Origin of the sequence: Variovorax humicola, assembly GCF_037889915.1 — a bacterium.
Lineage (GTDB): Bacteria > Pseudomonadota > Gammaproteobacteria > Burkholderiales > Burkholderiaceae_C > Variovorax > Variovorax humicola.
In genome coordinates, this window is the sequence record NZ_JBBKZV010000023.1 from 18,787 (window position 1) to 43,236 (window position 24,450).

Annotated in this window: 20 protein-coding genes; 12 read left to right on the forward strand and 8 right to left on the reverse strand. The window is 66.4% G+C overall.

The window, feature by feature from the left end; all coding sequences use genetic code 11:
- Positions 1-42: 42 nt before the first annotated feature.
- The 7 genes from WKW80_RS26380 to WKW80_RS26410 all read left to right on the forward strand — a co-directional run bounded on the left by WKW80_RS26380 (position 43) and on the right by WKW80_RS26410 (position 9,418).
- Positions 43-1,023, forward strand: a complete 981-nt coding sequence (locus WKW80_RS26380; protein WP_340366540.1) for a Bug family tripartite tricarboxylate transporter substrate binding protein — start codon at positions 43-45, stop codon at positions 1,021-1,023.
- Positions 1,020-2,126 (forward strand): NAD(P)H-dependent flavin oxidoreductase, encoded by a 1,107-nt coding sequence (locus WKW80_RS26385; RefSeq protein WP_340366541.1) that lies wholly within the window; start codon positions 1,020-1,022, stop codon positions 2,124-2,126. Before WKW80_RS26380 ends, WKW80_RS26385 begins: the two co-directional genes overlap by 4 nt.
- Positions 2,127-2,227: 101 nt before the next feature.
- A complete protein-coding gene (locus tag WKW80_RS26390; RefSeq protein WP_340366626.1) occupies positions 2,228-3,829 on the forward strand; it encodes a 3-(methylthio)propionyl-CoA ligase in 1,602 nt (533 codons plus the stop codon).
- A gap of 113 nt (positions 3,830-3,942) precedes the next feature.
- A complete protein-coding gene (locus WKW80_RS26395) occupies positions 3,943-5,844 on the forward strand; it encodes an alpha/beta fold hydrolase (RefSeq protein ID WP_340366542.1) in 1,902 nt (633 codons plus the stop codon).
- Complete coding sequence (gene phaZ, locus WKW80_RS26400; RefSeq protein WP_340366543.1) at positions 5,825-6,766, forward strand: poly(3-hydroxyalkanoate) depolymerase; 942 nt, start codon at positions 5,825-5,827, stop codon at positions 6,764-6,766. Before WKW80_RS26395 ends, phaZ begins: the two co-directional genes overlap by 20 nt.
- Complete coding sequence (locus WKW80_RS26405; RefSeq protein ID WP_340366544.1) at positions 6,697-7,833, forward strand: alpha/beta hydrolase; 1,137 nt, start codon at positions 6,697-6,699, stop codon at positions 7,831-7,833. Before phaZ ends, WKW80_RS26405 begins: the two co-directional genes overlap by 70 nt.
- 55 nt (positions 7,834-7,888) lie before the next feature.
- Positions 7,889-9,418, forward strand: coding sequence for a wax ester/triacylglycerol synthase domain-containing protein (locus WKW80_RS26410; protein ID WP_340366545.1), 1,530 nt, complete (start codon positions 7,889-7,891; stop codon positions 9,416-9,418).
- Here WKW80_RS26410 and WKW80_RS26415 read toward each other — a convergent pair.
- Complete coding sequence (locus tag WKW80_RS26415; protein WP_340366546.1) at positions 9,415-10,599, reverse strand: AraC family transcriptional regulator; 1,185 nt, start codon at positions 10,597-10,599, stop codon at positions 9,415-9,417. The genes WKW80_RS26410 and WKW80_RS26415 overlap by 4 nt on opposite strands.
- Before the next feature lie 181 nt (positions 10,600-10,780).
- Between WKW80_RS26415 and WKW80_RS26420 the strand changes: the two genes are divergently transcribed.
- Together WKW80_RS26420 and WKW80_RS26425 are read left to right on the forward strand one after the other, a co-directional pair.
- Positions 10,781-12,394 (forward strand): GMC family oxidoreductase, encoded by a 1,614-nt coding sequence (locus tag WKW80_RS26420; RefSeq protein ID WP_340366547.1) that lies wholly within the window; start codon positions 10,781-10,783, stop codon positions 12,392-12,394.
- 57 nt (positions 12,395-12,451) lie between these two features.
- A complete protein-coding gene (locus tag WKW80_RS26425; protein ID WP_340366548.1) occupies positions 12,452-14,425 on the forward strand; it encodes an alkyl/aryl-sulfatase in 1,974 nt (657 codons plus the stop codon).
- A gap of 140 nt (positions 14,426-14,565) precedes the next feature.
- Here WKW80_RS26425 and WKW80_RS26430 read toward each other — a convergent pair whose 3' ends face one another.
- Genes WKW80_RS26430 through WKW80_RS26455 form a run of 6 tightly spaced genes read right to left on the reverse strand, consistent with a single transcriptional unit; the run spans position 14,566 to position 19,731 of the window.
- The gene (locus WKW80_RS26430; RefSeq protein WP_340366549.1) at positions 14,566-15,624 is read right to left on the reverse strand and encodes a CaiB/BaiF CoA transferase family protein; all 1,059 of its coding nucleotides are present in this window, start codon (positions 15,622-15,624) and stop codon (positions 14,566-14,568) included.
- A complete protein-coding gene (locus WKW80_RS26435) occupies positions 15,621-16,766 on the reverse strand; it encodes an acyl-CoA dehydrogenase family protein (RefSeq protein ID WP_340366550.1) in 1,146 nt (381 codons plus the stop codon). Before WKW80_RS26435 ends, WKW80_RS26430 begins: the two co-directional genes overlap by 4 nt.
- 21 nt (positions 16,767-16,787) lie before the next feature.
- Positions 16,788-17,618, reverse strand: coding sequence for an SDR family NAD(P)-dependent oxidoreductase (locus WKW80_RS26440; RefSeq protein WP_340366551.1), 831 nt, complete (start codon positions 17,616-17,618; stop codon positions 16,788-16,790).
- A gap of 46 nt (positions 17,619-17,664) precedes the next feature.
- Complete coding sequence (locus WKW80_RS26445; RefSeq protein ID WP_340366552.1) at positions 17,665-18,078, reverse strand: MaoC family dehydratase; 414 nt, start codon at positions 18,076-18,078, stop codon at positions 17,665-17,667.
- Between the two features lie 14 nt (positions 18,079-18,092).
- Positions 18,093-18,533 carry a MaoC family dehydratase N-terminal domain-containing protein gene (locus tag WKW80_RS26450; protein ID WP_340366553.1) on the reverse strand — a complete coding sequence of 147 codons (441 nt, stop codon included), beginning with the start codon at positions 18,531-18,533 and terminating at the stop codon, positions 18,093-18,095.
- A gap of 13 nt (positions 18,534-18,546) precedes the next feature.
- Complete coding sequence (locus WKW80_RS26455; protein WP_340366554.1) at positions 18,547-19,731, reverse strand: lipid-transfer protein; 1,185 nt, start codon at positions 19,729-19,731, stop codon at positions 18,547-18,549.
- Between the two features lie 313 nt (positions 19,732-20,044).
- On the opposite strand from WKW80_RS26455, the gene WKW80_RS26460 reads away from it, so the two are divergent.
- A complete protein-coding gene (locus WKW80_RS26460; protein ID WP_479694160.1) occupies positions 20,045-20,980 on the forward strand; it encodes an AraC family transcriptional regulator in 936 nt (311 codons plus the stop codon).
- Here the strand turns inward: WKW80_RS26460 and WKW80_RS26465 are convergent.
- A complete protein-coding gene (locus tag WKW80_RS26465; RefSeq protein WP_340366556.1) occupies positions 20,965-21,726 on the reverse strand; it encodes a GntR family transcriptional regulator in 762 nt (253 codons plus the stop codon). The two genes, WKW80_RS26460 and WKW80_RS26465, sit on opposite strands and share 16 nt — an antisense overlap.
- Before the next feature lie 171 nt (positions 21,727-21,897).
- Here WKW80_RS26465 and WKW80_RS26470 point away from each other — a divergent pair, with 171 nt between their 5' ends.
- Complete coding sequence (locus WKW80_RS26470) at positions 21,898-23,379, forward strand: mannitol dehydrogenase family protein (RefSeq protein WP_340366557.1); 1,482 nt, start codon at positions 21,898-21,900, stop codon at positions 23,377-23,379.
- A gap of 54 nt (positions 23,380-23,433) precedes the next feature.
- Positions 23,434-24,450 (forward strand): TRAP transporter substrate-binding protein, encoded by a 1,017-nt coding sequence (locus WKW80_RS26475; protein ID WP_340366558.1) that lies wholly within the window; start codon positions 23,434-23,436, stop codon positions 24,448-24,450.

Below are 24,450 nucleotides of genomic sequence, written 5' to 3' on the forward strand. Positions count from 1 at the left end.
CCTCGCGTCCACAGATCACTCATCAAAGCTCCGGAGACATCCATGACCCTCACCCGACGCATGCTCGCCGCGTGCATCGCAACGCTGCCCCTGCTCGCCACGCTGCCCGCCGCGGCGCAGGACGACTTCCCCAACAAGCCGATCCGCATCATCGTGCCGTTCAGCGCCGGCGGCGTGGTCGACTCGATCGCGCGCATCGTCGGCGAGCGCCTGTCCACCAAGTACGGCCAGCCGGTGGTGGTCGAGAACAAGACCGGGGCGGGTGGCTCGATCGGCACCGACTTCGTCGCCAAGGCCGCGCCCGACGGGTACACCCTGCTGTGCGTGAGCCCCGGCTACGCAGTCGCACCCAGCCTCATCAAGGGCGTGACTTGGGATCCGGTGCGCGACTTCCGTTCCATCGAAGGCTTCGGCGTCATTCCGAACGTGTTCGTCGTGCATCCCGACGTTCCGGCAAAGTCCATGGCAGAACTCATCGCCCTCGCCAGGAAGAGCCCGACGCCGCTGACCTATGCCACGGCCGGCATCGGCACCTCGAACCACCTGTCGGGCGAACTGCTCGCGCAGATGGCCAACGTCAAGCTCACGCACGTTCCGTACAAGGGCCAGCCCGATGCGCTGAACGACCTGCTCTCGGGCCGCGTCACCATGATGCCGCTGACCACGGCGTTGGCGGCCGCGCACATCAAGGCCGGCAAGCTGCGCGCGCTGGCCGTGACGACCGGGAAGCGCTCCACCACGATGCCGGACCTGCCCACCGTCGCGGAGGCTGCCAACCTGCCGGGTTATGACGTCGGGACCTGGTTCGGCCTGGTCGCGCCGGCCAAGGTGCCCGATGCAGTGGCGCGCAAGTTGTCGGCCGACGTGGCCGAGATCCTGGTGCAACCCGAAGTCAAGGCGAAGTTTGCGACGCTGGGCATGGAGCTCGCGCCGCAATCGCCCGCGGAGTTCGATGCCTTCATCAAGAGCGAGACCACCAAATGGGCCAAGGTGATCAAGCAAGCCGGGATCGAGGCGCAATGAACTCGTACCTGCGTACGCCGCTGTGCGAGCGGCTCGGCATCCGGCATCCGATCTTCGGCTTCTCGCATTCGGTCGACGTGTGCGTGGCGATCGCGAAGGCCGGTGGCTTTCCGGTAGTGGGTCTGGCGCGCGAGATGCCGCACGAGATTCCGCACATCCTCGCAGCGGTCGAGGCGGGCATGGGTGACATGCCGTATGGCATCGACCTGATGCTGCCGTCGGCGGTGCCGCAGGAAGCCACGGTCGAGGGCCTGCGGGCCGCGCTGCCCGCAGCGCACGTCGACTTCGTCGAAGGCCTGCGGCAGCGCTTCGAGGTCGAGCCGCCGAACAAGCCGAGCTTCTTCACGACGCAGGTGCGTTCCGAAGCGCTGTTCGAGGCGCAGATCGATGCGGTGCTGGGCTCGAATGCGCGCGGCATTGCCACTGCCATCGGCCTGCGCGCCGACCTGATCGACCGCGCAAAGGCGCTCGGCAAGGTCACCTTCTCGCTGGTCGGCTCGGTGCGGCATGCGCAGAAGGCGCTGGACATGGGCGTCGAGGTTCTGGTGGCGCAGGGCTATGACGCGGGCGGCCATACCGGGCCGGTCGGCACGCTGTCGCTGGTGCCGCAGATCGTGGCCATTGCCGGCGACGTGCCGGTGCTCGCGGCCGGCGGCATCGCGACCGGCGCACAGGTGCTGGGCAGCATCGCCATGGGCGCGCAGGGTGCGTGGCTGGGCACGCTGTGGATGGCGGCGCGGGAGAACCATACGCCGCCTGCGCTGCTCGACCGATTGATTGCCAGCCGCAGCGAAGACACCGTGATCACCCGCGCGCACAGCGGCAAGCCCTGCCGCGTGGTGCGCAGCGACTGGATCGATGCGTGGTCGGAGCCGGGCGCACCGGTGCCGCTGGGCATGCCCTTGCAGCAGGTGCTCACCGGCGACGTGTTTGCGTCGATGCACGAGCACGACGATGCGCGGCTGATCTACGAGGCGGCCGGGCAGAGCGTGTTTGCGATCGAACGCGAGACCACCGTGGCCGCGCAGATGTCGACGCTGGTGCAGGACATGGAACTGGCGTGGCAGCGGCTGCGCGGATTCGCGGGCCCGAACTCAGGATGACGAATTTCGGATAGCCGTTCCCGGTCCTGCACAGCACAATTCTCCCTGGAGCCGCGCTCGCCGCTGGCAAACAGTCAACAAAGGAGACACACGTGCTTGGAATGATGATGGATCGGCCGCTGCTCATCAGCTCGCTGATCGAGTTTGCAGATCGCTTTCACGGGGACGCCGAAATCGTCACGCAGACGGTTGAAGGCCACGTACACCGCTATACCTACTCGGACGCGCACCGTCGCGCCAAGCAGGCGGCGAACATGCTCACGAGCTTCGGCATCAAGAGTGGCGACCGCGTTGCCACGCTGGCCTGGAATACCTATCGCCACTTCGAGCTCTACTACGCGATCTCCGGGTCCGGTGCCGTGTGCCACACGGTCAACCCCCGGCTGTTCGAGGAGCAGGTGGTCTACATCGTCAACCACGCGCAGGATCGGGTCATGTTCTTCGACGCGACCTTCGCGCCGTTGGTTGCCAAGATCAAGGGCCAGTGCCCGACCGTCGAGCGCTGGATCGCGCTGACCGAGGCCAATGCCGTGCCCGCCGAGACGCCGTTCGCCGAATCGTACGAAGCACTCCTGGCCGAACAGTCGGCCGACTTCGAGTGGCCGACTTTCGACGAAAACACGGCCTCTTCGCTCTGCTACACCTCGGGCACCACCGGCAATCCGAAGGGCGTTCTCTACTCGCATCGGTCGACCATGCTGCATGCCTACGGCTTCGGTCTGCCCGACGCCGGCAACCTGTCGGGTATGGACGTGGTGCTGGCCGTGGTGCCGATGTTCCATGCCAACTCGTGGAGCATCCCGTACGCCGCGCCCATGGTCGGTGCCAAGCTGGTGCTGCCGGGCGCGAGGCTGGACGGTGCCAGCGTCGCCAAGCTGCTGGCCGAAGAAGACGTGACGCTGGCTGCCGGCGTTCCGACGATCTGGTCGATGCTGCTCACGCACATCCAGCAGAACAATCTCAAGTTCCCGCACTTCAAGCGCACCCTCATCGGTGGCGCGGCCTGCCCGGCTTCGATGATCGAGGCCTTCGACGACCTGGGCGTCGAAGTCGTGCACGCATGGGGCATGACCGAAACCAGCCCGCTGGGTACGCTGTGCAGCTTCAAGCGCAAGCATGCTGGCCTCGGCAAGGCGGAAAAGCTGGCGCTCAGGCTCAAGCAGGGGCGGCCCGTGTTCGGTGTGGACATCCGGATCGTGGATCCCATGGGCAAGCCGCTACCGCATGACGGCAAGGCCTTCGGCGACCTGCATGTGCGTGGTCCCTGGATTGTGGCCAACTATCTCGGCGCCACGGAATCTCCGCTGCAGGATGGCTGGTTCCCGACTGGCGACGTCTCCACGATCGATCCCGATGGCTACATGCAGATCACCGACCGCAGCAAGGACGTCATCAAGTCCGGCGGCGAGTGGATCAGCTCGGTGGAACTGGAGAACCTGGCCGTGGGCTGCCCTGGTGTTGCCCATGCGGCTGCCATTGGCGTGCGGCATCCCAGGTGGGACGAGCGCCCGCTGCTGATTGTCCAGCGCAAGCCGGGCGCGGAAGTCGACAAGAAGGATGTCCTGGCCTTCCTCGAAGGCAAGGTGGCCAAGTGGTGGCTTCCGGAGGATGTGGCCTTCGTCGATGCGATTCCGCTCACCGCAACTGGCAAGCTCTACAAGCTCGAATTGCGCAAGACGTTCGCAGAACACTTCATGCGCTGAGCGCCTTGGCGCGCCACTGCGCCTTGGCCGATGGCCGCCAGTCGAACGATCCGGCCGAGAAATGCGTCGGAGCGTGCCGATGGCGGCCGCCTTAATACATCAGAGGAAGACAAATGGCGAAGCGTCCCAGTGCCGAATCCCCCGCGAAAGCAGAGAAGGCGCCGTCCCGTGCTGCGCGCACCCAAAGCGATGCGGCCGCGCTGCGGCGTGCTCGGCCTGGCGCCGGTTCGCGTGCCGCAAAGACGGCTCGACCCGAAGGCCATGGGGCCGATTCGCAAGCAGCCCCTTCGGCGGCGCTGCCACCGGGCTCGGACTCTGGCGCCGCTGCTTCCGCCGCGCCGGCCGACTTGGCGTCGGAGCGGCTCTCCGGGCAGTTCGCCCTGGGGGCTCATGGCGAGTTTCTTCCACGTGAACTGGTTTCCACTGCGAAAACCGTGGCAAAGCAGGCGCGGCGCAAGCCCGGCGCGCTGCTGCGTGCCACGGCCGGACTCGCGAGCGAATTTCTGAAGATTGCGCGCGGCGAATCGAAGCTGGAACCGCAAGCCGGTGACAAGCGTTTTGCCGATCCGGCCTGGCAGCAGAGCTGGCTCTATGGCGCGTGGCTGAAGGGGTACCTCGCCTATGGGCAGGCGCTGCAAAGCTATGCCAGGCAGTCGGGACTGGACCCCAAGGAATCCGAGCGGGCCAGCTTCCTGATGATGCAGATCACGGAGGCGATGGCGCCGACCAACACGCTGCTCGGCAATCCGCCGGCGCTGCGCAAGTTCATCGACACCGGCGGCGGCAGCCTGGTGCAGGGCGCGGCCCATCTGTATGGCGATATCGCCGCTGGCCGCGTGCTGCCGGCGCAATCCAACGACAGCGGCTTCAAGGTGGGTGTCAACCTTGCCGCCACCCCCGGCCACGTGGTGCTTCGCACCGAGATGTTCGAGTTGCTGCAGTACACGCCGCAGACGCCTCAGGTGCGTGCGCGGCCGACGCTGGTCGTTCCGTCGATCGTCAACAAGTACTACGCCTTCGACCTTGCGCCGGGGCGCAGCGTGCTCGAGCATTTCGTCAAGCAGGGCCTGACGATGTTCGTGATGGTCTGGCGCAACCCGAAGCCGGAACACGACCACTGGGGCATCGCCGAGTATCAGGATGCCATCGACCAGGCCATCGATGCCGCGGCCGAGATTTGCAACGTGCCGGACGTCAACCTCTGGGGCGTCTGCGGCGCAGGCCCGGTCGTCACCTCGCTTCTCGGCCACTACGCCGCGACCGGACAGCGCAAGGCCAACAGCCTGATGCTGGTCGTTTCGCCGCACGACATGAGTCGCAGCAGCGAGATCCCCGGCATCGGCGCATTCGCCGATCCGAAGCTCACGGAGCCGCTCAAGCGCCTGCCGAGCCGGCGCCTGACCGCGAACGACTTCAGCCTGCTGTTCGGCATGCTTCGACCCAATGACCTGATCTGGAACTACTGGGTCAACAACTACCTCATGGGCAACGAACCGCCGACGTTCGACGTCCTCACCTGGAACAACGACGGCACCGGCATGACCGCCGCCTTCAACCGCGACTTCGGCGAGCTGATGGAGAAGAACCCGCTGGCCACGCCCGGCGCGATGAAAGTGCGCGGCAAGCCGATCGCCGACCTGGCCAAGCTGGGTGTCGACAGCTATGTGCTCGGCGCGATGACCGATCACCTGTGCCTGTGGCAGGACGTCTACCGCACCGCGCAGCTGTTGGGCGACCGCAGCCAGTTCGTGCTGGGCTCGTCGGGCCATATCCAGACCATCGTCAACCCGCCCGGCAACCCGAAATCCAGCTTCTTCACCAACCCCGCCAAGCCAGTGTCGGCAGAAGAATGGCTGGCCGGTGCGACCAAGCATTCCGGCAGTTGGTGGGATCACTGCGTCGCGTGGACGACCGAGCGTTCGGCCGATCTGGTCGATGCTCCGAAGAAGGCCGGCAGCAAGAAGCATCCCGCGCTTGGCAAGGCCCCAGGCACCTATGTCCTCGAAAAAGTCTGAGGCGCGCGTGGCGGGCAGCGGCCCGGCGGCGCAATCCACGGATGGCAACGGGGAGGGCGCCCGGCGCCCGGTGTCCATCCGCTTCGTCGACATCGGGAAGCAGCGCCTGCGGGTTGCCGTGTGGCCGGGCCGGCGAGGCGGCGTGCCGCTGCTGCTCTTCAACGGCATTGGCGCCAGCCTCGAAATGCTGATGCCGTTGGCCGACAACCTCGGCGACATCGAGACGATCACGTTCGACCTGCCGGGCGTCGGCGAGTCGCCTGCGCCGCTTCTTCCCTACAGGCTCTGCTCGATGGCGCGGCTGGCTTCACGCCTGCTCGATGTGCTTGGCGTCGATCGCGTCGACGTGCTGGGCGTGTCCTGGGGCGGCACCCTGGCGCAGCAATTCGCGCTGCAGCATCCGAAGCGGTGCCGGCGCCTGGTGCTGGCGGCTACAGCGCAAGGCATTCTGATGGTGCCGGGCCGGCCGTCGGTGCTGCGCCATTTCTTCACGCCGCGCCGCCACAACGATCCGGAGCATCGCCGGCGCATCGGCGGGCTCATCTATGGTGGCCAGGCGCGCTCCGATCCGGCCTTCATTCAGTCCTTCGAGCAGTACGTGAAACCGGCGAGCCGCTACGCCTACCTGCTCCAGCAGCTGGCCATCGCGGGCTGGACGAGCTTGCCGTGGCTGCCGTTGCTGCGCCAGCCGGTGCTGATCATGGCCGGCAAGGACGACCCGGTGATTCCGCCGATCAATGCACGGCTGATGGCCACATTGATCCCGAAGTCGCGCCTGCACCTGTTCGACGACGGGCACTTGTTCATCCTGTCGCAGGCTGCGGAGACCGCGCGGGTCTTGCGTGAGTTCCTGTGCGCGGACGACAGTCGCGCAAGGGCACGCGTGAGTACGTCGAAGGTCGCGGCATCGGGGCGGACATGAACGGCGCCACGCTCGACATGCCATCGGCATCGAACGATGGCGAGGTCGCCGTGGGCAGGGCACGCGATCTTTCTGGAGACTACCGCCCGCCGTACCCCGGCAGCCTGGCGCTGTCCTCGTACCTACGATGGATTCCGCGTACCAGCAGCAAGGCGCGCGTCGAATTGGTGTGCTGGTTCCTGCGGCGTGCCGTACGCCTCGAGGTCCCTGACGCCGCTGCCGTTCCTGCGCTGCGCAGCAAACTGCTGCGTCTGGACCGGCATCTGTTCCACATTCCCCGTTGGAGTCGGCGCGAAGCCGTTCGCATGAACGGTGTCGCGGCCGAGTGGATCCAGGCTGCCAACGCAAGTGACGATCGCGTCGTGCTGTACCTGCATGGTGGCGGCTTCGCATTTCATTTTCCGAATGGCTACCGCGCCTTCGCCGCGCACCTGAGCCTGGCATTGCGCGCACGCGTACTGCTGCCCGACTACCGGCTTGCGCCGGAGCACCGCTTCCCCGCGCAGCAGGACGACTGCCTGAATGCCTACCGAGGCATCCTCGCGCTCGGCGTGCCTGCCAGCCGGATCATCGTGGCTGGCGACTCCGCTGGCGGCAATCTCACGCTCAGCCTGTTGCAGCGGCTGGCGGGGGAGGGGCTGCCACAGCCGGGCTGTGCTGTGGCCTTGTCGCCGGCGACCGACCTCGCGCTCGGCGGAGAGTCTGCGCACACGCTGGCCAATGTCGACCCCATGTTGTCGGCCGCGTCGCTTCCCGTCCTTCGCGACATGGCCTTCTCGCCCGAGCATCAGGGCTCTCCGGTGGCGTCGCCTCTGCGCGGCAGCTTCGCGCAGACCGCGCCGACGCTCGTGATGTGCGGCACGCGCGAAGTGCTGCTCGACGATGCCTGCTGCTATGCGCAACGGGTTCGCGAGGACGGTGGAAGCATCGCCTGCGAGGTGTGGGAGGACATGCCGCACGTGTTCCCGCTGCTCTCCGCGCTCAAGGAAAGCCGGAAGGCCCTGGAACACATCGCCCGCTTCGTCGACGTTTCGCTGGATGCCGCGACATCCACGCCCCGCATCTGAGATACCGCATTCATACATTTACAGCCGTCAACGGCGCACGACCCCGAGGAGACATATGCCCAAACTTTCAGCACTCGACCTGGCGATGTTCGCCTTCGAGAACAAGCAACGCCCTTTTGCCGTCGGACCCCTGATCGTCCTGAAGCCCGAGGGCAAGGACAGCCGGGGCTTCGCCGACCGGCTGGTTGAACGGATGCTCAGCCGCCCCGTGAAGGCGCCGTTCGACTACAAGCTGGAGCTCGGCTTGAGCAAGCTTCCAGCGGTCGAATCCGTGGAGGGGGTCGATCCGTCGGCGCACGTGCATCGCATCACGATGCACGGGAAGGCGACCATGGAGGAACTTTTCGCGCTGGTGGGCGAGCTTCAGGTGAAGCTGCTGGACCGGTCGCGGCCACTTTGGGAACTGCACGTGATCGACGGGCTGGAAGACGGTCGCGTTGCGCTGTACGGCAAGGTTCACCACGGCATCATCGACGGCCGTGGCCTCATCCGCATGCTGAATCACTGGCTTTCCACCGACCCGTCCGACACGGCGGTACGCGCCATGTGGGATGGCCTTCCCCGGTCCGCGGCCGCCCCGGAGCGCGCCACCATGGCCGAGCGACTGCTCGGCATCTGGGAGAGCGCCGGCAATTTCGTGGACAGCGCGCGGGGCCTGACAAGGCTGCTCGCCGGTCGCGGCGTCGCTTCGCTCCGTCTTGCCCGGGGTTTGCCCTTTCCCTTCATCGGAGTGCCCAACGTGCTCGATGGCCAACTGAGCGATCGCCGGTCGTTCTCGTACTGCGTTCTTCCGCTGAAGGAACTGAAGGCTTTCGGCAAGGCGCATGGCGCCACGATCAACGACGTGTTCCTGGCCACGCTGGACATCGCGCTGGAGCGCTACCTTCGCGAGCGCGGCACTGCGCCGGGGCGGCCTCTGGTGGTGGACATGCCGGTGGCACTGCCCGCGGCCGACGGCGGCAACCAGATTGCAGTGATGCAGTTTCCCCTGGGGCGGCCCGGCACCACGCCTGCGCAGCGGCTAGAGGCGGTGTGCGAGAGCACGGCGAAGCTCAAGAAGGAAACCGCGCGGCAGTCGCCGGATGTCGTGATGCTCTACACCGCGCTGGCACATGCCTATCCCTCCCTGATCGAGCGAGTCGGCCTGGGACGTCCGGTGAAACTCGCCAACATGGTGGTGTCGAATCCGTTCGGGATGCCGCAGCGCTGCTACCTGATGGGAGCCGAGGTTGAACTGGTGCTGCCGATCTCGCTGGTGGCACCGGGCCAGACTCTCAACGTCACCGCGGTCACGCTGGCCGAGAAGTTCCAGATCGGATTCCTGGCCGTCCCCGAGGCGGTGCCGGAAGTGGAGAAGCTGGCGGCATACACCGTCGAAGCATTCGCGCAGTTGCAGGCGGCGCTTGCCACGCCGGACGCTGAGCCCGCGACGCCGGTGGCACCGGTGCGCAAGTCAACGCGCCGGGCGGCCCCCAAGCCGGCGAGCACCGCCATCGTGGCCAAGCCGGTAGCACCCAAGCCGAAAGCACCGCGCAAGCGTGCGACCGGCGCCGGCGCTGCCGCCCGCCGGGCTGCCGCAGGCTAGCGTTTGCCCGCCGCGCCGGCCCGGCGCAGCGTCTGCGAGGGCCGCTCGTGATAGAGCTGCCCGTATTCCTGCGCAAAGCGCCCGAGATGGAAGAAGCCCCAGTGCGCAGCCACGGCGGTGATCGATATGCCTGGGTCGCCGTTCAGCAGGTCATTGCGCACGCCGGCGAGGCGCCGCAACGCGAGATAGCGCCGGGGCGTCACGCCGAACACGTCGCGAAAAACCCGCTCCAGCGTCGAAAGGCTGGTGCAGGCAGCCAGGCACAAGTCATCGATGCGCACCATGGGATCGGGATTGGCCCGGAGATAGCCCTCGGCACGCTGCACGACGCGCCAGCGTTCATCCGGTGGCAGGCGGTCGCTGAATTTGCCCGCCAGAGCGACTCGCCGCCGTTCCCATTCGCCCAGCAGCAGCGTCAGCAGTTGTTCGTGGGCCTGGCCAAGCTCGAACCCGGCATCCGCCCGCGCTGGATCGGCGGGCGCCGGCATCAGGCCCGGATCCATCTCGGCGGGCGCCAACATCGGGCCCAGATCCATCAATTGCCGATGGACGCCGTTGTCGTCCGTCTTGGCCATGCGCCATACCGAGGCGCCACGCAAGCCATCCAGCGACACGCCCGCGGCCTCCAGGCGGGCCCGCGGGACTTGCAAGGCAAGCCACTGCGAATGCGGGGGCAGGTTGATCAGGAGTTCGCCGCCCTCGCGCATCAGCAGCATGTCGCCGGTGCGGGCCGGCGAGCCGAACACGCGCCATGAGTCATCGCCGGCAACCAAAATGCCCAGGGTGAACATGTCGCGGCACAGATCCCCGCGCGCTTGCACCGGAATGTTGTAGCTGCCCCAGTCCGTGCGCAGCCCGGGCGTGGAGGCATGCGCCACGGCGCCGGCGAACACGCCACTGCCCAATTGGACGTGCTCGAACGAACCGTCCTGCAGCGTCATGCGCATGGCGCTGGGATTGAAGCTCAACATCCGCGTGAACCTACGCAGCGCGACCTCGGACGAAGGCATGGAGGCTGTTGCGACGGACATGATTCGTGAAGTAGGGCAAAGGGCCGCCCAGTCGCGATTATCCGGCCGGGCTTCGTGCACGTCGGCGGACGGCCGCCTAGGGATTACCCGAGTCCCAACGATGAGACTTTGCGATTGACGGAATCTGGATAGGCGGATAGCGCCCGTCATGCGGCAATACGCCACCCACCCTGACGAGCACCAGCATTTGGCTGTGAAACGACTCGATCAGGTTCCGCATGACCAAGGAGAACAGATTGAACACTGCCCACCGCCAGGCCCTCCCGCTGGGCCTGATCACCGGCCTGGGCTCGCGCGCCTGGAGCCATCCGCAACAGACCGAGGCGAGCCAATGACAGAGACTTACGACTACATCATCGCGGGCGCCGGCTCCGCCGGCTGCGTGCTCGCGGGCCGACTGAGCGAAGACCCGAACGTGCGCGTGCTGCTGCTGGAAGCCGGCGGCCCCGACAACAGCGTGCTCATTCACGCGCCGGCCGGCGTCGTGGCGATGATGCCGACCAAGATCAACAACTGGGCGTACAAGACCGTGCCCCAGCCGGGTCTGAACGGGCGCAAGGGCTACCAGCCGCGCGGACGCACCCTCGGCGGCTCCAGTTCCATCAACGCCATGCTCTATGTGCGCGGCCATCGCTGGGACTACGACCATTGGGCAAAGCTGGGCAATGCCGGCTGGAGCTACGACGAGGTGCTGCCCTATTTCAAGCGGTCGGAAAACAACGAGACCTATCGCGCCAATCCGTTCCATGGCGAAGGCGGCCCGCTGAACGTTGCGGAAGTCCAGCAGCCGAGCGACTTCAACCAGAAGTTCCTGCTCGCCGCCCAGCAGCGCGGCTTGCGCGTCAACCATGACTACAACGGTGCCGAGCAGGAAGGCGCCTTCATGTACCAGGTGACGCAGCGCAACGGCGAGCGGTGCAGCGCAGCGAAGGCCTTTCTCACGCCGAACCTGAGCCGCAGCAATCTGAAGGTCATCACCCGCGCCACCACCGAGCGTGTGCTGATCGAAGGCGGACGCGCCGTTGGCGTGCAGGCGCACGTGGACGGACGTTCGCAGACCTTCGGCGCCCGGCGCGAGGTCATCGTCAGCGCGGGCGCCTTCGGTTCGCCGCAGATCCTGCTCCTGTCGGGCATCGGGCCGGGCGCGCAATTGCAAGCCAAGGGCGTTGCCACCCAGGTCGATCTGCCCGGCGTGGGCGCCAATCTGCAGGACCACATCGACTACGTGTTCACCTACCGCACGCGCAGCAACACCGAGACCTTCGGTGTTTCGGTGGCTGGCGGCATGAAGGTACTCAAGGGCATCAGCGAGTGGAAGAACCATCGCACCGGTCCGTTGACCACGCCCTTTGCCGAATCGGGCGCCTTCCTGCGCAGCCGGCCCGACGTGGAGGTGCCGGACCTCCAGCTCGTATTCGTGCAGGCCATCGTGGACGACCACGCGCGCAAGGCGCATCTGGGCCATGGCTTCAGCTGCCACGTCACCGTACTGCGGCCGCACGGTACTGGCGAAGTGAGCCTGGCGAGCACCAGTCCCTTCGACGCGCCACGAATCGACCCGCGCTTCCTGGAAGATCCGCGCGACATGGAACTGATCGCGCGCGGGGCCGACCTGCAGCGCGCCATCCTCGACGCGCCGGCCTTCGACGACGTGCGCGGCAAGGCGCTGCATGCGCTGGACCAGTCCAATCGCAAGGACGTCGAACGCGACATCCGCAACCGCGCCGATACCCAGTACCACCCGGTCGGCACCTGCAAGATGGGCCTGGCCGACGACCCGATGGCCGTTGTCGACAACCAACTGCGCGTGCGCGGCGTCGACGGGCTGCGCGTAGCCGACGCATCGGTCATGCCCACGCTGATCGGCGGCAACACCAACGCACCCACGATCATGATCGGCGAGAAATGCGCCGACCTGATCCGGCGCGGCAACGGCGGCCACTGAGCACGCCGGCAAGAGTTTTCATCCTCCACCACAAACTTCGAGATTCATAGAGACAACATGCGTTCACACAATCGTTTCATTCCCTTCGCGCTGAGCGCGCTCTTCGTGGCGAGCGTCAGCGCCCACGCCGCTGACATGAACATCAAGCCGGCCAGCGCTGCGACCCTCGCCGCCAACAAGGCCTTCGCTGCCGGCCGCACGCTTGCGAGCGCGCAGGAAACCGAAGACGCCAATCGCGGCTTCATCGCCGCGCTGGACATGCCGCAGATCTCCGATGCCAAGGGCAATTCCGTTTGGGACATCACGCCCTTCGACGCCATCAAGGGGCCGGCGCCCGACACGGTCAACCCCAGCCTGTGGGAATCGGCGAAGCTCACCGCCAAGCACGGCCTGTTCAAGATCGCCGAGGGCATCTACCAGGTCCGCAACTACGACCTCGCGAACGTGACGCTGGTGGCCGGCAAGACCGGCTGGATCGTCATCGACCCGATCTTCTCGGCGGAAAATGCGAAGGCGGCCATGGACCTGGTCAACAAGCACGTGGGCCGCAAGCCGGTCAGCGCCATCATCTACACGCACTCCCATGCCGACCACTTCGGCGGCGTGCGCGGCATCGTGGACGAAGCCGACGTCAAGGCTGGCAAGGTGAAGGTGATTGCGCCGGAAGGCTTCATGGAAAACTCCGTCGCCGAGAACGTGCTGGCCGGCAACGTGATGAACCGGCGTGTGTCCTACCAGTTCGGCGTTGCGCTGCCCACCGGGCCGCAGGGGTTGGTGGGCACGGGCGTCGCTACCAGGATGTCGACCGGCACGATCGGCCTGATCGCTCCGACCGACCTGGTCACCAAGACCGGTCAGGAAATGACAGTGGACGGCGTGCGTACCGTGTTCCAGATGGCGCAAGGGTCCGAGGCGCCCTCCGAGATGATGTTCTACTTCCCCGACCTCAAGGTTCTGTGCTGGTCGGAGGATGTGAACAAGACCATGCACAACGTCTATACGCCGCGCGGCGCCAAGGTTCGCGACGCGCTCAGCTGGAGCAAGTACAACAACGAGCTGATCGATCTCTTCCCGGACGCCGAACTGGCCTTCGGTCCGCACACCTGGCCGACCTGGGGCAAGGAGAACATCCGCAAGACGATCGTCAACCAGCGTGACATGTACCGCTTCATCCACGATCAGGCCATGTTCCTGGCCAACCAGGGCAAGAAGATGGACGACCTGGCCAACGCCACCTTCTATCCGAAGGGCTTGCAGGATGACCTCTCGACGCGCGGCTACTACGGCTCGCTGAGCCACAACCTGCGCGGCGTGTACAGCTTCTACCTGGGCTACTACGACGGCAACCCTGCCAACCTGAACCGCTATGCGCCGGCCGAGACCTCGCGCCGCTACGTGGCTGAATTCGGCGGTGTCGAGGCCGTGCTGGCCAAGGGCCGCAAGGCCTTTGCCGCGGGCGACTATCGCTGGACGGCGGAGATGGTGAACCATGCAGTCATGGCCGCCCCCGAGAACGCCGATGCGCGCGCCCTACAGGCCGATGCGCTGGAGCAGCTCGGTTACCAGGTGGAAAACGGCATCTGGCGCAACAATTACCTGTCGGCCGCCCTGGAACTGCGCAAGGGCATCCAGAACGTGCGGATTTCGACCCAGGGCCCGGACCTGTTGCGCGCCATGTCGCCGACGTCGGTCTTCGACCTGTTGGCCGTGCGCCTGAACCACGAGAAGGCGGACGGACTGAACGTCGGCATCAACGTCAAGCTCACCGACAGCGGCGACAACTATGCGCTGGAGCTGAGCAATTCGGTGCTCAACAACACGCGCGGCCGCGTGCTCAAGAATGCGCAGGCTAGCCTGGCGCTGTCCACCCCGGCGCTGATGAAGATGACCATCGGCAAGGTGCCCTTGCCTGAGCTGATTCAAGCGGGCGAAGCCAAGCTCGAAGGGGATTCGAAGGCGCTGGGCGCCGTGTTCGCCAACCTGGAAACGCCGAATCCGCAGTTCAATCTGGTTACGCCGGTCACGCCCTGAGGATGCCTCCCCGGGTCGTGACAGACCCGGGTGGAACCGCGCCGACGCCGGGCAACAAGCAGGACGTTGGCGCCAAGTAAGAACGCCGGCGGTAGCTGAAGCTACCGCCGGCGTTTTTTTGCTTTGGAGTTTGCTGAAACTCAGCCGATCGCCGGATCGAGCGGCGAGAAGCGGGGCGCCGCGGCGACGTCGATTGCCTTGCCGCCGTTGTGCGCGTAGATGCCTCGGGCCACGATGTGCGGATGCGAAACAGCTTCGGCAAGACTCAGCACGGGAGCGAAGCAGACATCGGTGCCTTCGAGCAGCGTGCACCAGTGCGAGCGCGGGCGACTGCGGAACAGTGCGGCAAGACGCGCCTTCAGGTCCGGCCATGCAGCCTTGTCGTACTGTGCGGCCGGATCCACGTCGGAAAGCCCCAGCTTTGCCAGAAGCAGCGCGTAGAACTGCGGCTCGAGCGCGCCGATGGTGATGAAGCCACCGTCCTCGCAGGCATAGGTGTCGTAGAAGGGTGAGTCATGGAACGGGCTCGGCGCCTTGCCGTCGATCTGTCCGCTGGCGCGAATCCATTGCACCAGCGTGCCGAGCATGGCGACGATGTCGACGATGGCCGCATCGACCACGCGTCCACGGCCGCTGGAGCGCGCATCGAGCAGCGCACAGGCGATGCCGAAGGCCAGGCCCAGCGCACCGCCGGCGTCGCCGACGACGGTGGGCGGCACGATCGGCGCCTCACCCGGGCGAGCGGCCAGCGACAGCAGTCCGGTCAACGCGACGTAGTTCAAGTCATGGCCCGCAGCCTGCGCCAATGGCCCTTGCTGGCCCCAGCCGGTCATGCGGCCATAAACCAGGCGCGGATTGCGCGCCGCGCACTGTTCCGGCCCCAGCCCCAGGCGTTCCATCACGCCGGGCCGGTTGCCTTCGATCAACGCATCGGCCGTGGCGATGAGGTCCATCGCCTGCGCGAGGCCAGCCGGCGACTTCAGGTCGATGGCCTCGATGCGCTTGCCGCGCCTCAAGGGGTTGTCGCCTGCACCGCCCAGGCGCTCGGCGACCGCCGAACCGCTGGGCCGCACGATCGCCGTCACCTCGGCGCCCATGTCGGCCAGCATGCGGGCCGCCAGAGGGCCGGGGCCGATGCCCTCGAACTCGACGATCCGCACCCCGCGCAGGGGTGCACCGGTCGCTTGCGCCTCTGTCACAGCGACCTCGAGATGAGGTCCTTCATGACCTCGTTCGAACCGCCATAGATCTTCTGCACGCGCGATGCCGCGTACATGCGCGCGATCGGGTATTCGGCCATGAAGCCATAGCCGCCGAAAAGTTGCAGGCATTCGTCAGTCACGCGGCATTGTTGCTCAGTGCACCACCACTTGGCCATGTAGGCTGCCTGGTCGTCGAGCGTGCCGTCGATCAGGCGCTGGATGCAGTCGTTGACGAAGGTACGCACGATGTGTGCCGTCGTCGCGACCTCGGCGAGCTTGAACCGGGTGTTCTGGAAGTCCAGCAGCGTCTGCCCGAAGGCCTTGCGCTCGCGCGTGTACTCGACGGTGAGCGCAAGGGCCTGGTCGATCACGGCCGCGGCGGGCACCGCGATCAGCACGCGTTCGTAGGGAAGCTGGCCCATGAGCTGCTTGAAGCCTTCGCCTTCCTTTTCGCCGATCACGTTCTCGACCGGCACGCGAACGCCGTCGAAGAAGAGCTCGGAGGTGTCGGACGCTTGCAGGCCGATCTTCTCGAGCAGCCGCCCGATGCGATAGCCGGGCAGGTTCTCGGTCTCGACCACGATCAACGACAGGCCACGGCTGCCCGCATCGCTCGTGCGCGCGACCACCACGATCAGGTTGCCGGTCGAGCCGTTGGTGATGAAGGTCTTCGCTCCGTCGATGACGTAGTGGTCGCCGTCGCGAACGGCCTTGGTGCGGATCGCCTTCAGGTCGGAACCGCATCCGGGCTCGGTCATCGCGATGGCGCCGAGCATTTCGCCGCTCGCCAGCTTGGGCAGCCAGCGCTGCTTCTGTGCTTCGGTGCCGTAGGCGGCGATGTAGTGCGCGGCGATGGAGTGCACGGCAGTGGTCGGCGGCATTTCAGCCTTGGCCAGTTCGTCCTGCACCACCATCTGGTAGGCCACGGTGGCGCCGGAGCCGCCGTAGGCTTCGTCGAGTTCGGGCAGCAGGAAGCCCATCTCGCCGAACGGCTGCCAGACTTCGCGCGGAATGTAGCCCTGGCGGCGCCACTCTTCGAGGTGCGGCGTGAACTCTGCGGCGATGTAGCGACGCAATTGGTCGCGGAAAGCTTCGATGGTTTCGTCCATCCAGGGATGGCGGTGGAGTTGGGGCAGCATGGTTTGTGTCTCCTCGGATTCTTAGATGCCGGTCAGGCCGCCCGAGCACATCAGCGTCTGGCCGCTGACGTAGTCGGATTCGGGAATGCAGAACAGGTAGACCGCGCCCGCGGCCTCCTCGGGGGTGCCGCCGTGTCCGAGCGGGATGGTCTGTTCCATGGCGGACAGCAGGCCGGGGTTGATGCCGACCTTGATGTCGCGGCCGTCGATCTGGGCCGTCGTGTCGTTTGCCGCACTGCCGGTCAGGCGCGTCTTGATGAGACCGAAGGCCACGCAGTTCACTGCGACGTTCATGCGACCCCATTCCTTGGCGAGCGTCTGCGTCATGCCGACGATGCCAGCCTTGGCTGCGGCGTAATTGGTCTGTCCGGGGTTGCCGAAGAGGCCGGCCACGGACGAGATGTTCACGACCTTGCGCACATTGCGGCGGCCCGCCTCCGTGTCCGCCTTCGAGAGGGCGCGGATCACGGGTTGTGCAGCGCGCAGGATGCGGAACGGCGCCGTGAGGTGCACATCGATCATGGCGTACCACTGCTCGTCATTCGTCTTCTGGATCACGTTGTCCCAGGTGTAGCCGGCGTTGTTGACGATGATGTCCAGGCCCTTGTATTCGCTCACCGCCGTGCCGACGAAGCGCTCGGCAAAGTCTGGTGCGGTCACGCTTCCGACGCATGCGGTCGCCTGGCCTCCGGCGGCGCGGATGGCCTGCACGGTTTCTTCGGCGGGCGCGGCGTCGAGGTCGTTGATGACGACGCGTGCGCCTTCGGATGCCAGCTTCATGGCGATGGAGCGGCCGATGCCGCGGCCCGATCCGGTGACGAGGGCGACCTTGCCCTCCAGTTTCGATGTCATGTTCAGGTTCTTCCGAGGATGTTGCTGGGGTTGTTCAAGTCAAGACTCACGGCAGCGCAAGCAGCGCTTCGCCGGCAATCTTGGTCTGCCCGTATTGGTTGGTGGTTTGCAACTCGATGCGCACGCAGCGCGTGTCCTCGAGCTTCTCCGCCACGACACCCGTGCAGCGGATGGCATTGCCCAGGTGCGTGATGCCCTGGAAGCGCACGTCGAAGCGGCGCAGTTGCGACTGCGGCGCCCACTGCGTGATCAGCCGCCCGAGCCAGGCCATGCCCAGCATGCCGTGCGCGAAGACGTCGGGCATGCCGGCGCGGCGCGCGAAGTCGATGTCGATATGGATGGGGTTGTGGTCGCCCGAGGCGCCGGCGAAGAGCGCCAGCGTGGTGCGGTCGACCGGCGGCAATTGCAGCGGCGGCAGCGTGTCGCCAACCTTCACGCCGTCGAAGGTGAGTTTGTTCATGGTCGATGGTCCTTTCAGTGGCGGCACACGACGACCGCGCGCAATTCGGCCACCAGCTCGGCGCGCTGGTTGAATGCCTTCGAGGTCTTGACGACGAATTCAAGCGCGCCGTTCTTCTTGTCGTAGATGTCTTCGATCCGGGTGCGCACGGTGATGGTGTCGCCCGCGCAGGCCGGCAGGTGATAGGTGAAGCCCTGTTCGCCATGCAGCAGTTTGGCGACGGGCACGCCCAGGTCTTGCAGCATGCGGTCGACGGCGCCCGAGTCGAGCTCTGCCGCGAACAGGAAGGTGGGGGGGGCCGGCAGGTCTGCGTAGCCGGCCGCCTGGGCCGCCGCGACGTCGGTGTAGACCGGGTCGGTCTCGCCGATGGCCTTGGCGAAGAATTGCAGGCGCGTGCGCTCCAGCGGCAGCACCGAGGGAGGCAGCTCGTGATTAATCCATTTCTTGTCGATCATGGGAGGTGTTCCTTTAAACGCGCTCGTAGAGCGTGACGACGCAGGCCCCACCGAGGCCCAGGTTGTGTTGCAGTGCCAGGCGCGCGTCCTTGACCTGGCGCTTGTCCGCTGTGCCGCGCAGTTGCTGGACCAGTTCGGTGCACTGGGCAAGGCCGGTCGCGCCCAGCGGATGGCCCTTGGAGAGCAGGCCGCCCGAAGGGTTGGTCACGACCTTTCCGCCGTAGGTGTTGTCGCCGTCGCATACGAACTTCTCGGCGCCGCCCACGGGGCAGAGGCCCAGCGCCTCGTAGCTGAGCAATTCGTTGTGCGCGAAGCAGTCATGCAGTTCGACCACATCGATGTCCTCAGGGCCGACGCCGGCCTCTGCGTAGACCTGCTGCGCCGCGGCGCGCGCCATGCTGAAGCCAACGATCTCGCGCATGTCCCGGCCCTCGAAGGTGGCGGGGCTGTCGGTGGTCATGGCCTGTGCCTTGATGCGCACGCTTCGGTCGAGGCCATGGCGTGCCGCGAACGCCTCGGAGCACACGATGGCGGCAGCCGCGCCGCAGGTGGGCGGGCAGGCCATGAGGCGCGTCATCACGCCGGGCCACATCACGGGCGCGGCCAGCACTTGTTCTTCGGTGACCGGCGTGCGGAACAGGGCGACGGGGTTGTTCGCGGCATGGCGGCTGGCCTTGGCGCGGATCTTGGCGAAGGTCGACAACTGCGTGCCGTACTGGTTCATGTGCGCAAGACCGGCGCCGCCGAAGTAGCGCAGCGCGAGGGGAATCTCGCCGTGGCCGACGAGTTCCTCGGTCGCCTGGTCGAAGCGATCGAAAGGAGAGGGCCGGTCGGGGAACTGTGCGCCTAGTGCGCCCGGGTTCATGTGCTCGAAGCCGAGCGCGAGCACGCAGTCCACGGCGCCACTGGCCACCGCCTGGCGCGCCAGGAACAGCGCCGTGGAACCGGTCGAGCAGTTGTTGTTGACGTTGACGATAGGGATGCCCGTCAGGCCCACTTCATAGAGCGAGCGCTGGCCCGCTGTCGAGTCGCCGTACACGTAGCCGACATAGGCCTGCTGGATCTGGTCGTAGCCGATGCCGGCGTCCGCCAGCGCGATCGCGGTGGCCTTGGCGGCCATCTGCGGATACGGCTCGTGGGCGCCGGGTTTGGCGAAGGGGATCATGCCGACCCCGGTAACAAAAACGTCTCGACTCATCGCAGTGTTTCCTCGTGCGTTGATGCCCGGCGCGAGGCGGCATGTGGGCACGAGATGCCCGTCGTCCGCCGCTGCGGGCATCGGTTGATGTCCATGGCCAGAGAATCGTAATAATCGGGGCCCCAGGAGGCGATGACGCTTCGCCTCGATCCACTGACAAACGACCTCTTTCGACAGCGCGGCTGTCGCCACGTCTCCATCCGTTCGCGCTTCGATGATGCGGCCCGTCTTCACAGTCCCGATTTCCGCTGTCCACGGCTTGCTGAGCGGCGCCCGAAGGCGCGGTGTCGCGACGACGGCGTGGACCCACGAGATGCTGGGACAGGCAGGCATCGATCCGGCGCTTCTCGAACAGGGCGCGGCGCGCGTGACGGCCGAGCAGTACGTGGTCCTGTTCAGTGCGGTGAAGCGCAGCCTGCAGGACGAATGCCTTGGCCACCTGTCGCGTCCCTTGCGCCGGGGCAGCTTCGTGCTGATGGCCCGTTCGACGCTCGGCGCATCGTCGGTCAAAGTGGCGCTGCGCCGCATCGCGGAAGCATTCGGCCTGCTTCAGGACGACGTGACCCTTGCCTGCGTGTCCGAAGGATCCCTCGGGGGCTTTGCGCTCGTCTTCCGAGACACCGATGTGGCGCACGACGACTTTTGCCACGAGATGCTGCTGCGGGTTTTCTGGCGGCTCGTGGCCTGGCTGCATGGGGGCAAGCTGGCACCGCGCCGGTTCGACTTCGGCTTCGAGCGGCCTCCTTACGCTGCCGACTATGCCGAGATCTTTCCGGCGCCGATGTCTTTCGGGCGGCCGCGCTCGGCCGTCTGGTTCGATGCGGCCGCGCTGGCCGGTCCGGTGCGCCGCGACGTGCATGCGCTGCAGAGTTTCCTGCGTGCGACGCCGGGCAACCTCGTCGGTCCCCATCTGGCAGGGCAGTCCGCCACGGCGCGCGTGCGCTCGCTGCTGCAGCGCAGTAGCCCGGAATGGCCGCGCCTCGAAAGCGCGGCCGAACGATTGCACATGTCCGTGAGTGCGCTGCAGCGCCACCTGGCCGCGGAAGGAACCTCCTTCCAGGCGCTCAAGGATCAACTGCGCCGCGACATGGCGGTCGTGCGGCTGACCACCGGCCAGGCGCCGCTCGCGGACCTGGCGGCCGAACTCGGCTTCACCGACAGCACGGCCTTTCAGAGAGCCTTCAAGGCCTGGACCGGGAGCACGCCCGGAACGTACCGATTCGCGCAGTCAGGTCAATCGGAGAAGTAGCTCTCGGGCGCCTGCTCGCGCAAGGCAGACAGGTGCCCGGTGATGTGATTGATGTGCGACAACACGCTCGCGCCAAGGCCTGCCACATCGCGTGACGCCATTTGCGCCAGCATCTGCTCGTGCTCCCCCAATGCGCGCTCGGCATGGCCGGCCACGTGGCCGAGCAGCAGCCAGCGCACGCGATCGAACTGGCGCTTGATGGGTTCGAGCATCTCCCAGACGTGGCCCCGTCCCGCGAATTCGAAGAGGCGCCGGTGCATCAGCTCGTCCAGCTCGGAGAACTGGTCGACCTGGCCGCTGTCGACCGCATCGCGCTGGCGCCTGACGATCTGGCCGAATTCCGCAAGCTGCTCCGGCGTGATGGTCTGCACCAGTTGCACGTGGCTGGCGCATTCCAGCGTGCTACGCACGAAGCGGCCTTCCTCCAGCAGTTGCATGCGGACCGGCGCGACGATCGTGCCGACCTGCCGATAGATCAACACCATCTGTTCGTCGGCCAGCAGCGCGAGCGCCTCGCGCACCGGCGTGCGGCTGACGTCGATGAGCTTGGAAATCGTGGCTTCCGACAGCGCGGTGCGAGGCGGCAGCGTGCCGCGCACGATGGCTTGCAGCAGCAAGTCATGCACCTGGGCGGTGTAGGAGCGCTTGGGATCGAGCCGGAAGCCGCCGAGGGCGGCGACCAGCGGACCGTCGGGGGGCGGGGGCTCGCTCTTGCTTGGGGTGCGGGCCGGGGCAGGAGTGGCCATGGGTGTATCGATTCTTTGGAGTCCACCGGTGTCGGCAGTTGCACCATGGTAGTACACCAAGATGAATCCAGAAACCTCGGGTTTACCCGCTGAATCGTCCCCATTCATATCGCTAGACTTCGCTCAACGTACCATACTGCCATGGTACTGTGGTGAATACGGAGACAGTGAATGCCATCCAGCACAGTTCAAGAAGTCGCGCCGCTTTCAGCGCGCAGCCTGCATGGCGCGCCTGCATCGGTGGTGCGCCCCGCATACGACCGTGCCCGCCTGCGCAACGGCATCGTCCACCTGGGCCTTGGTGCGTTCCACCGCGCCCACCAGGCGTGCTACACGGAGGCGGTGATCGCGCAGGGCGACCTGCGCTGGGGCATCCTCGGCGTGAGCCTGCGGGATGCACGGGTCTCCGAACTGCTCTCGGCGCAGGACAACCTCTATTCAGTGACCGAGCGTCACGGCGACGAGGCCCGTACACGGGTTGTCGGTGCGCTGAAGGGCGCGCTGTTTGCGCGCAAGGAACTCGGCCAGGTCATCGCCGCCATCGCCGACCCGGCCGTTGCCATCGTCACCAGCACCGTCACTGAGAAGGGCTACAGCCAGAGTCCGGCCACGGCCGACCTCGATCTCGACGACGCCGACGTGCGCCATGACATCGCGCATCCGGATTCCCCCCGCACCACCCTCGGCGTGCTCGCAGCGGGCATTCGCCGCCGCCCGGCCGGCGCTCCCCTGACGCTGGTGTGCTGCGACAACATGGCCGGAAACGGCGACACCTTGCGCAAGTTGCTGGTGCAGTACGCGGACCAGTTCGACACTCGCCTCGCGCGCCGCATCGAGACGGAGATCGGCTGCCCCAACAGCATGGTCGATCGCATCGTGCCAGCCGCGACGCAGGCCTCTCTTGCCTGGGCCGAAGCACGACTCGTCCTGCGGGACGAGGCGGCCATCGTCTGCGAGCCGTTCACGCAATGGGTGATCGAAGACCGCTTTGCGGGCCCCCGGCCCGCCTGGGAAGACGCGGGCGCGCTGCTGACCAGCGACGTGCGGCCCTATCAGGCGATGAAGCTTCGGCTGCTCAACGGCACGCACTCTGCCATCGCCTACGCGGGCCAGTTGTGCGGGCTGGAAACCGTGGCCGACGCGATGGCGCATCCGCTGGTCGGCGGGTTCGCGCGTCGCCTGATGCTCGAGGACCTGTGCGCCACCGTTGCGGCGCCCGCCGGCTACGACGTGCGGGCCTATTGCCATGACCTGCTCAAGCGCTTTGAAAACCCGACGCTGCAGCACCGCACGCAACAGATCGCGATGGACGGCACACAAAAGGTTCCGGTGCGCTGGCTGCCCGCCTTGCGGGAGAGCCTGGCCGCCGGCATCGAGCGCCCTCAACTCGAGCGTGCGCTCGCAGGCTGGCTGCACTACCTGGCCGCCGGCCGCGGCGACAGCGGCGCCCCACTGGTCATCAGCGACCCGGGTGCCGCGGCGCTTGCCGCTTGCATGCGCGAAACCGGCAACGACACCGACGCCGCGAAAGCCGCGCTCGCTCACAGGCCGGTGTTCGGCACGCAGCCCTGGCCGTCCGCCTTTGCCGACCGGCTGGCCCGTCACCTGTGCGCGCTGCGCCAGGGTGGCATGACAGCGCTGCTCGCCACCTGAGTCCGCCATTCCCAACACCACTTCGCCCGATCAAAACCCACCGGAGACATCGACATGACTTTTGCGCCCACTCGCCGCCAGTTCGCCACCACGCTCGCCGCTGCCGGCGTGGCAGCCACGCTGCCCCGCTTCGCCCTTGCCGAGGGCGAGATCAAGCTCAAGTACGGCACTGCCTTCCCGGCCGACCATCCGGGCACGTTGCGCATCAAGGAGGCGGCCGAGGCCATCCGCAAGGACACGGGCGGCAAGGTCGACCTGCAGGTCTATCCGACCAGCCAGCTCGGCAGTGAGCCCGACATGATTTCGCAGACGCGCGCCGGCGCCATCGACATCATGTCGACTGCCGGCACCAACCTGCAGACCCTCGTGCCGACCGCAGGGATCAACGGCGTGGCCTTTGCGTTCAAGGACTATGACGCGGTGTGGGCCGCCATGGATGGCGACCTGGGCGCCCATGTGCGCGGCGCGCTGGCCAAGGTCAACTTGTTCGCGTACGACAAGTGCCTCGACAACGGCTATCGCAACATCACGTCGGCCAGCAAGGCCATCGTGACGCCGGCCGACCTGAAGGGCTTCAAGATCCGGGTGCCGGGCATTCCGCTCTGGATCTCGATGTTCAAGGCGCTCGGCGCGTCGCCGACCGCAATTCCGTTCGGCGAGTTGTATTCGTCGCTGCAGACCAAGGTGGTCGACGGCCAGGAAAACCCGCTCGCGCTGATCCAGAGCGCCAAGCTCTATGAAGTGCAGAAGTACTGCTCGCTGACCGCGCATACGTGGGACGGCCATTTCATCTTCGGCAACGCCAAGAAGCTGCAGGCCCTGCCGAAGGAAGTGCAGGAATCGTTGGCGAAGAACCTCAACGCCGCCGCGCTCAAGCAACGCGAGGACATTGCCAAGCTCAATGCCGATGCGCAGGCGCAGTTGACGAAGCTGGGCGTCACCTTCAACAAGCCCGACGCGGCGCCGTTCCGCGAGATGCTCAAGAGCGCGGGCTTCTACACCGAGTGGAAGGGCAAGTACGGCGACGAGGTGTGGGCCAAGCTGGAGAAGTACTCCGGCAAGCTGGCTTGA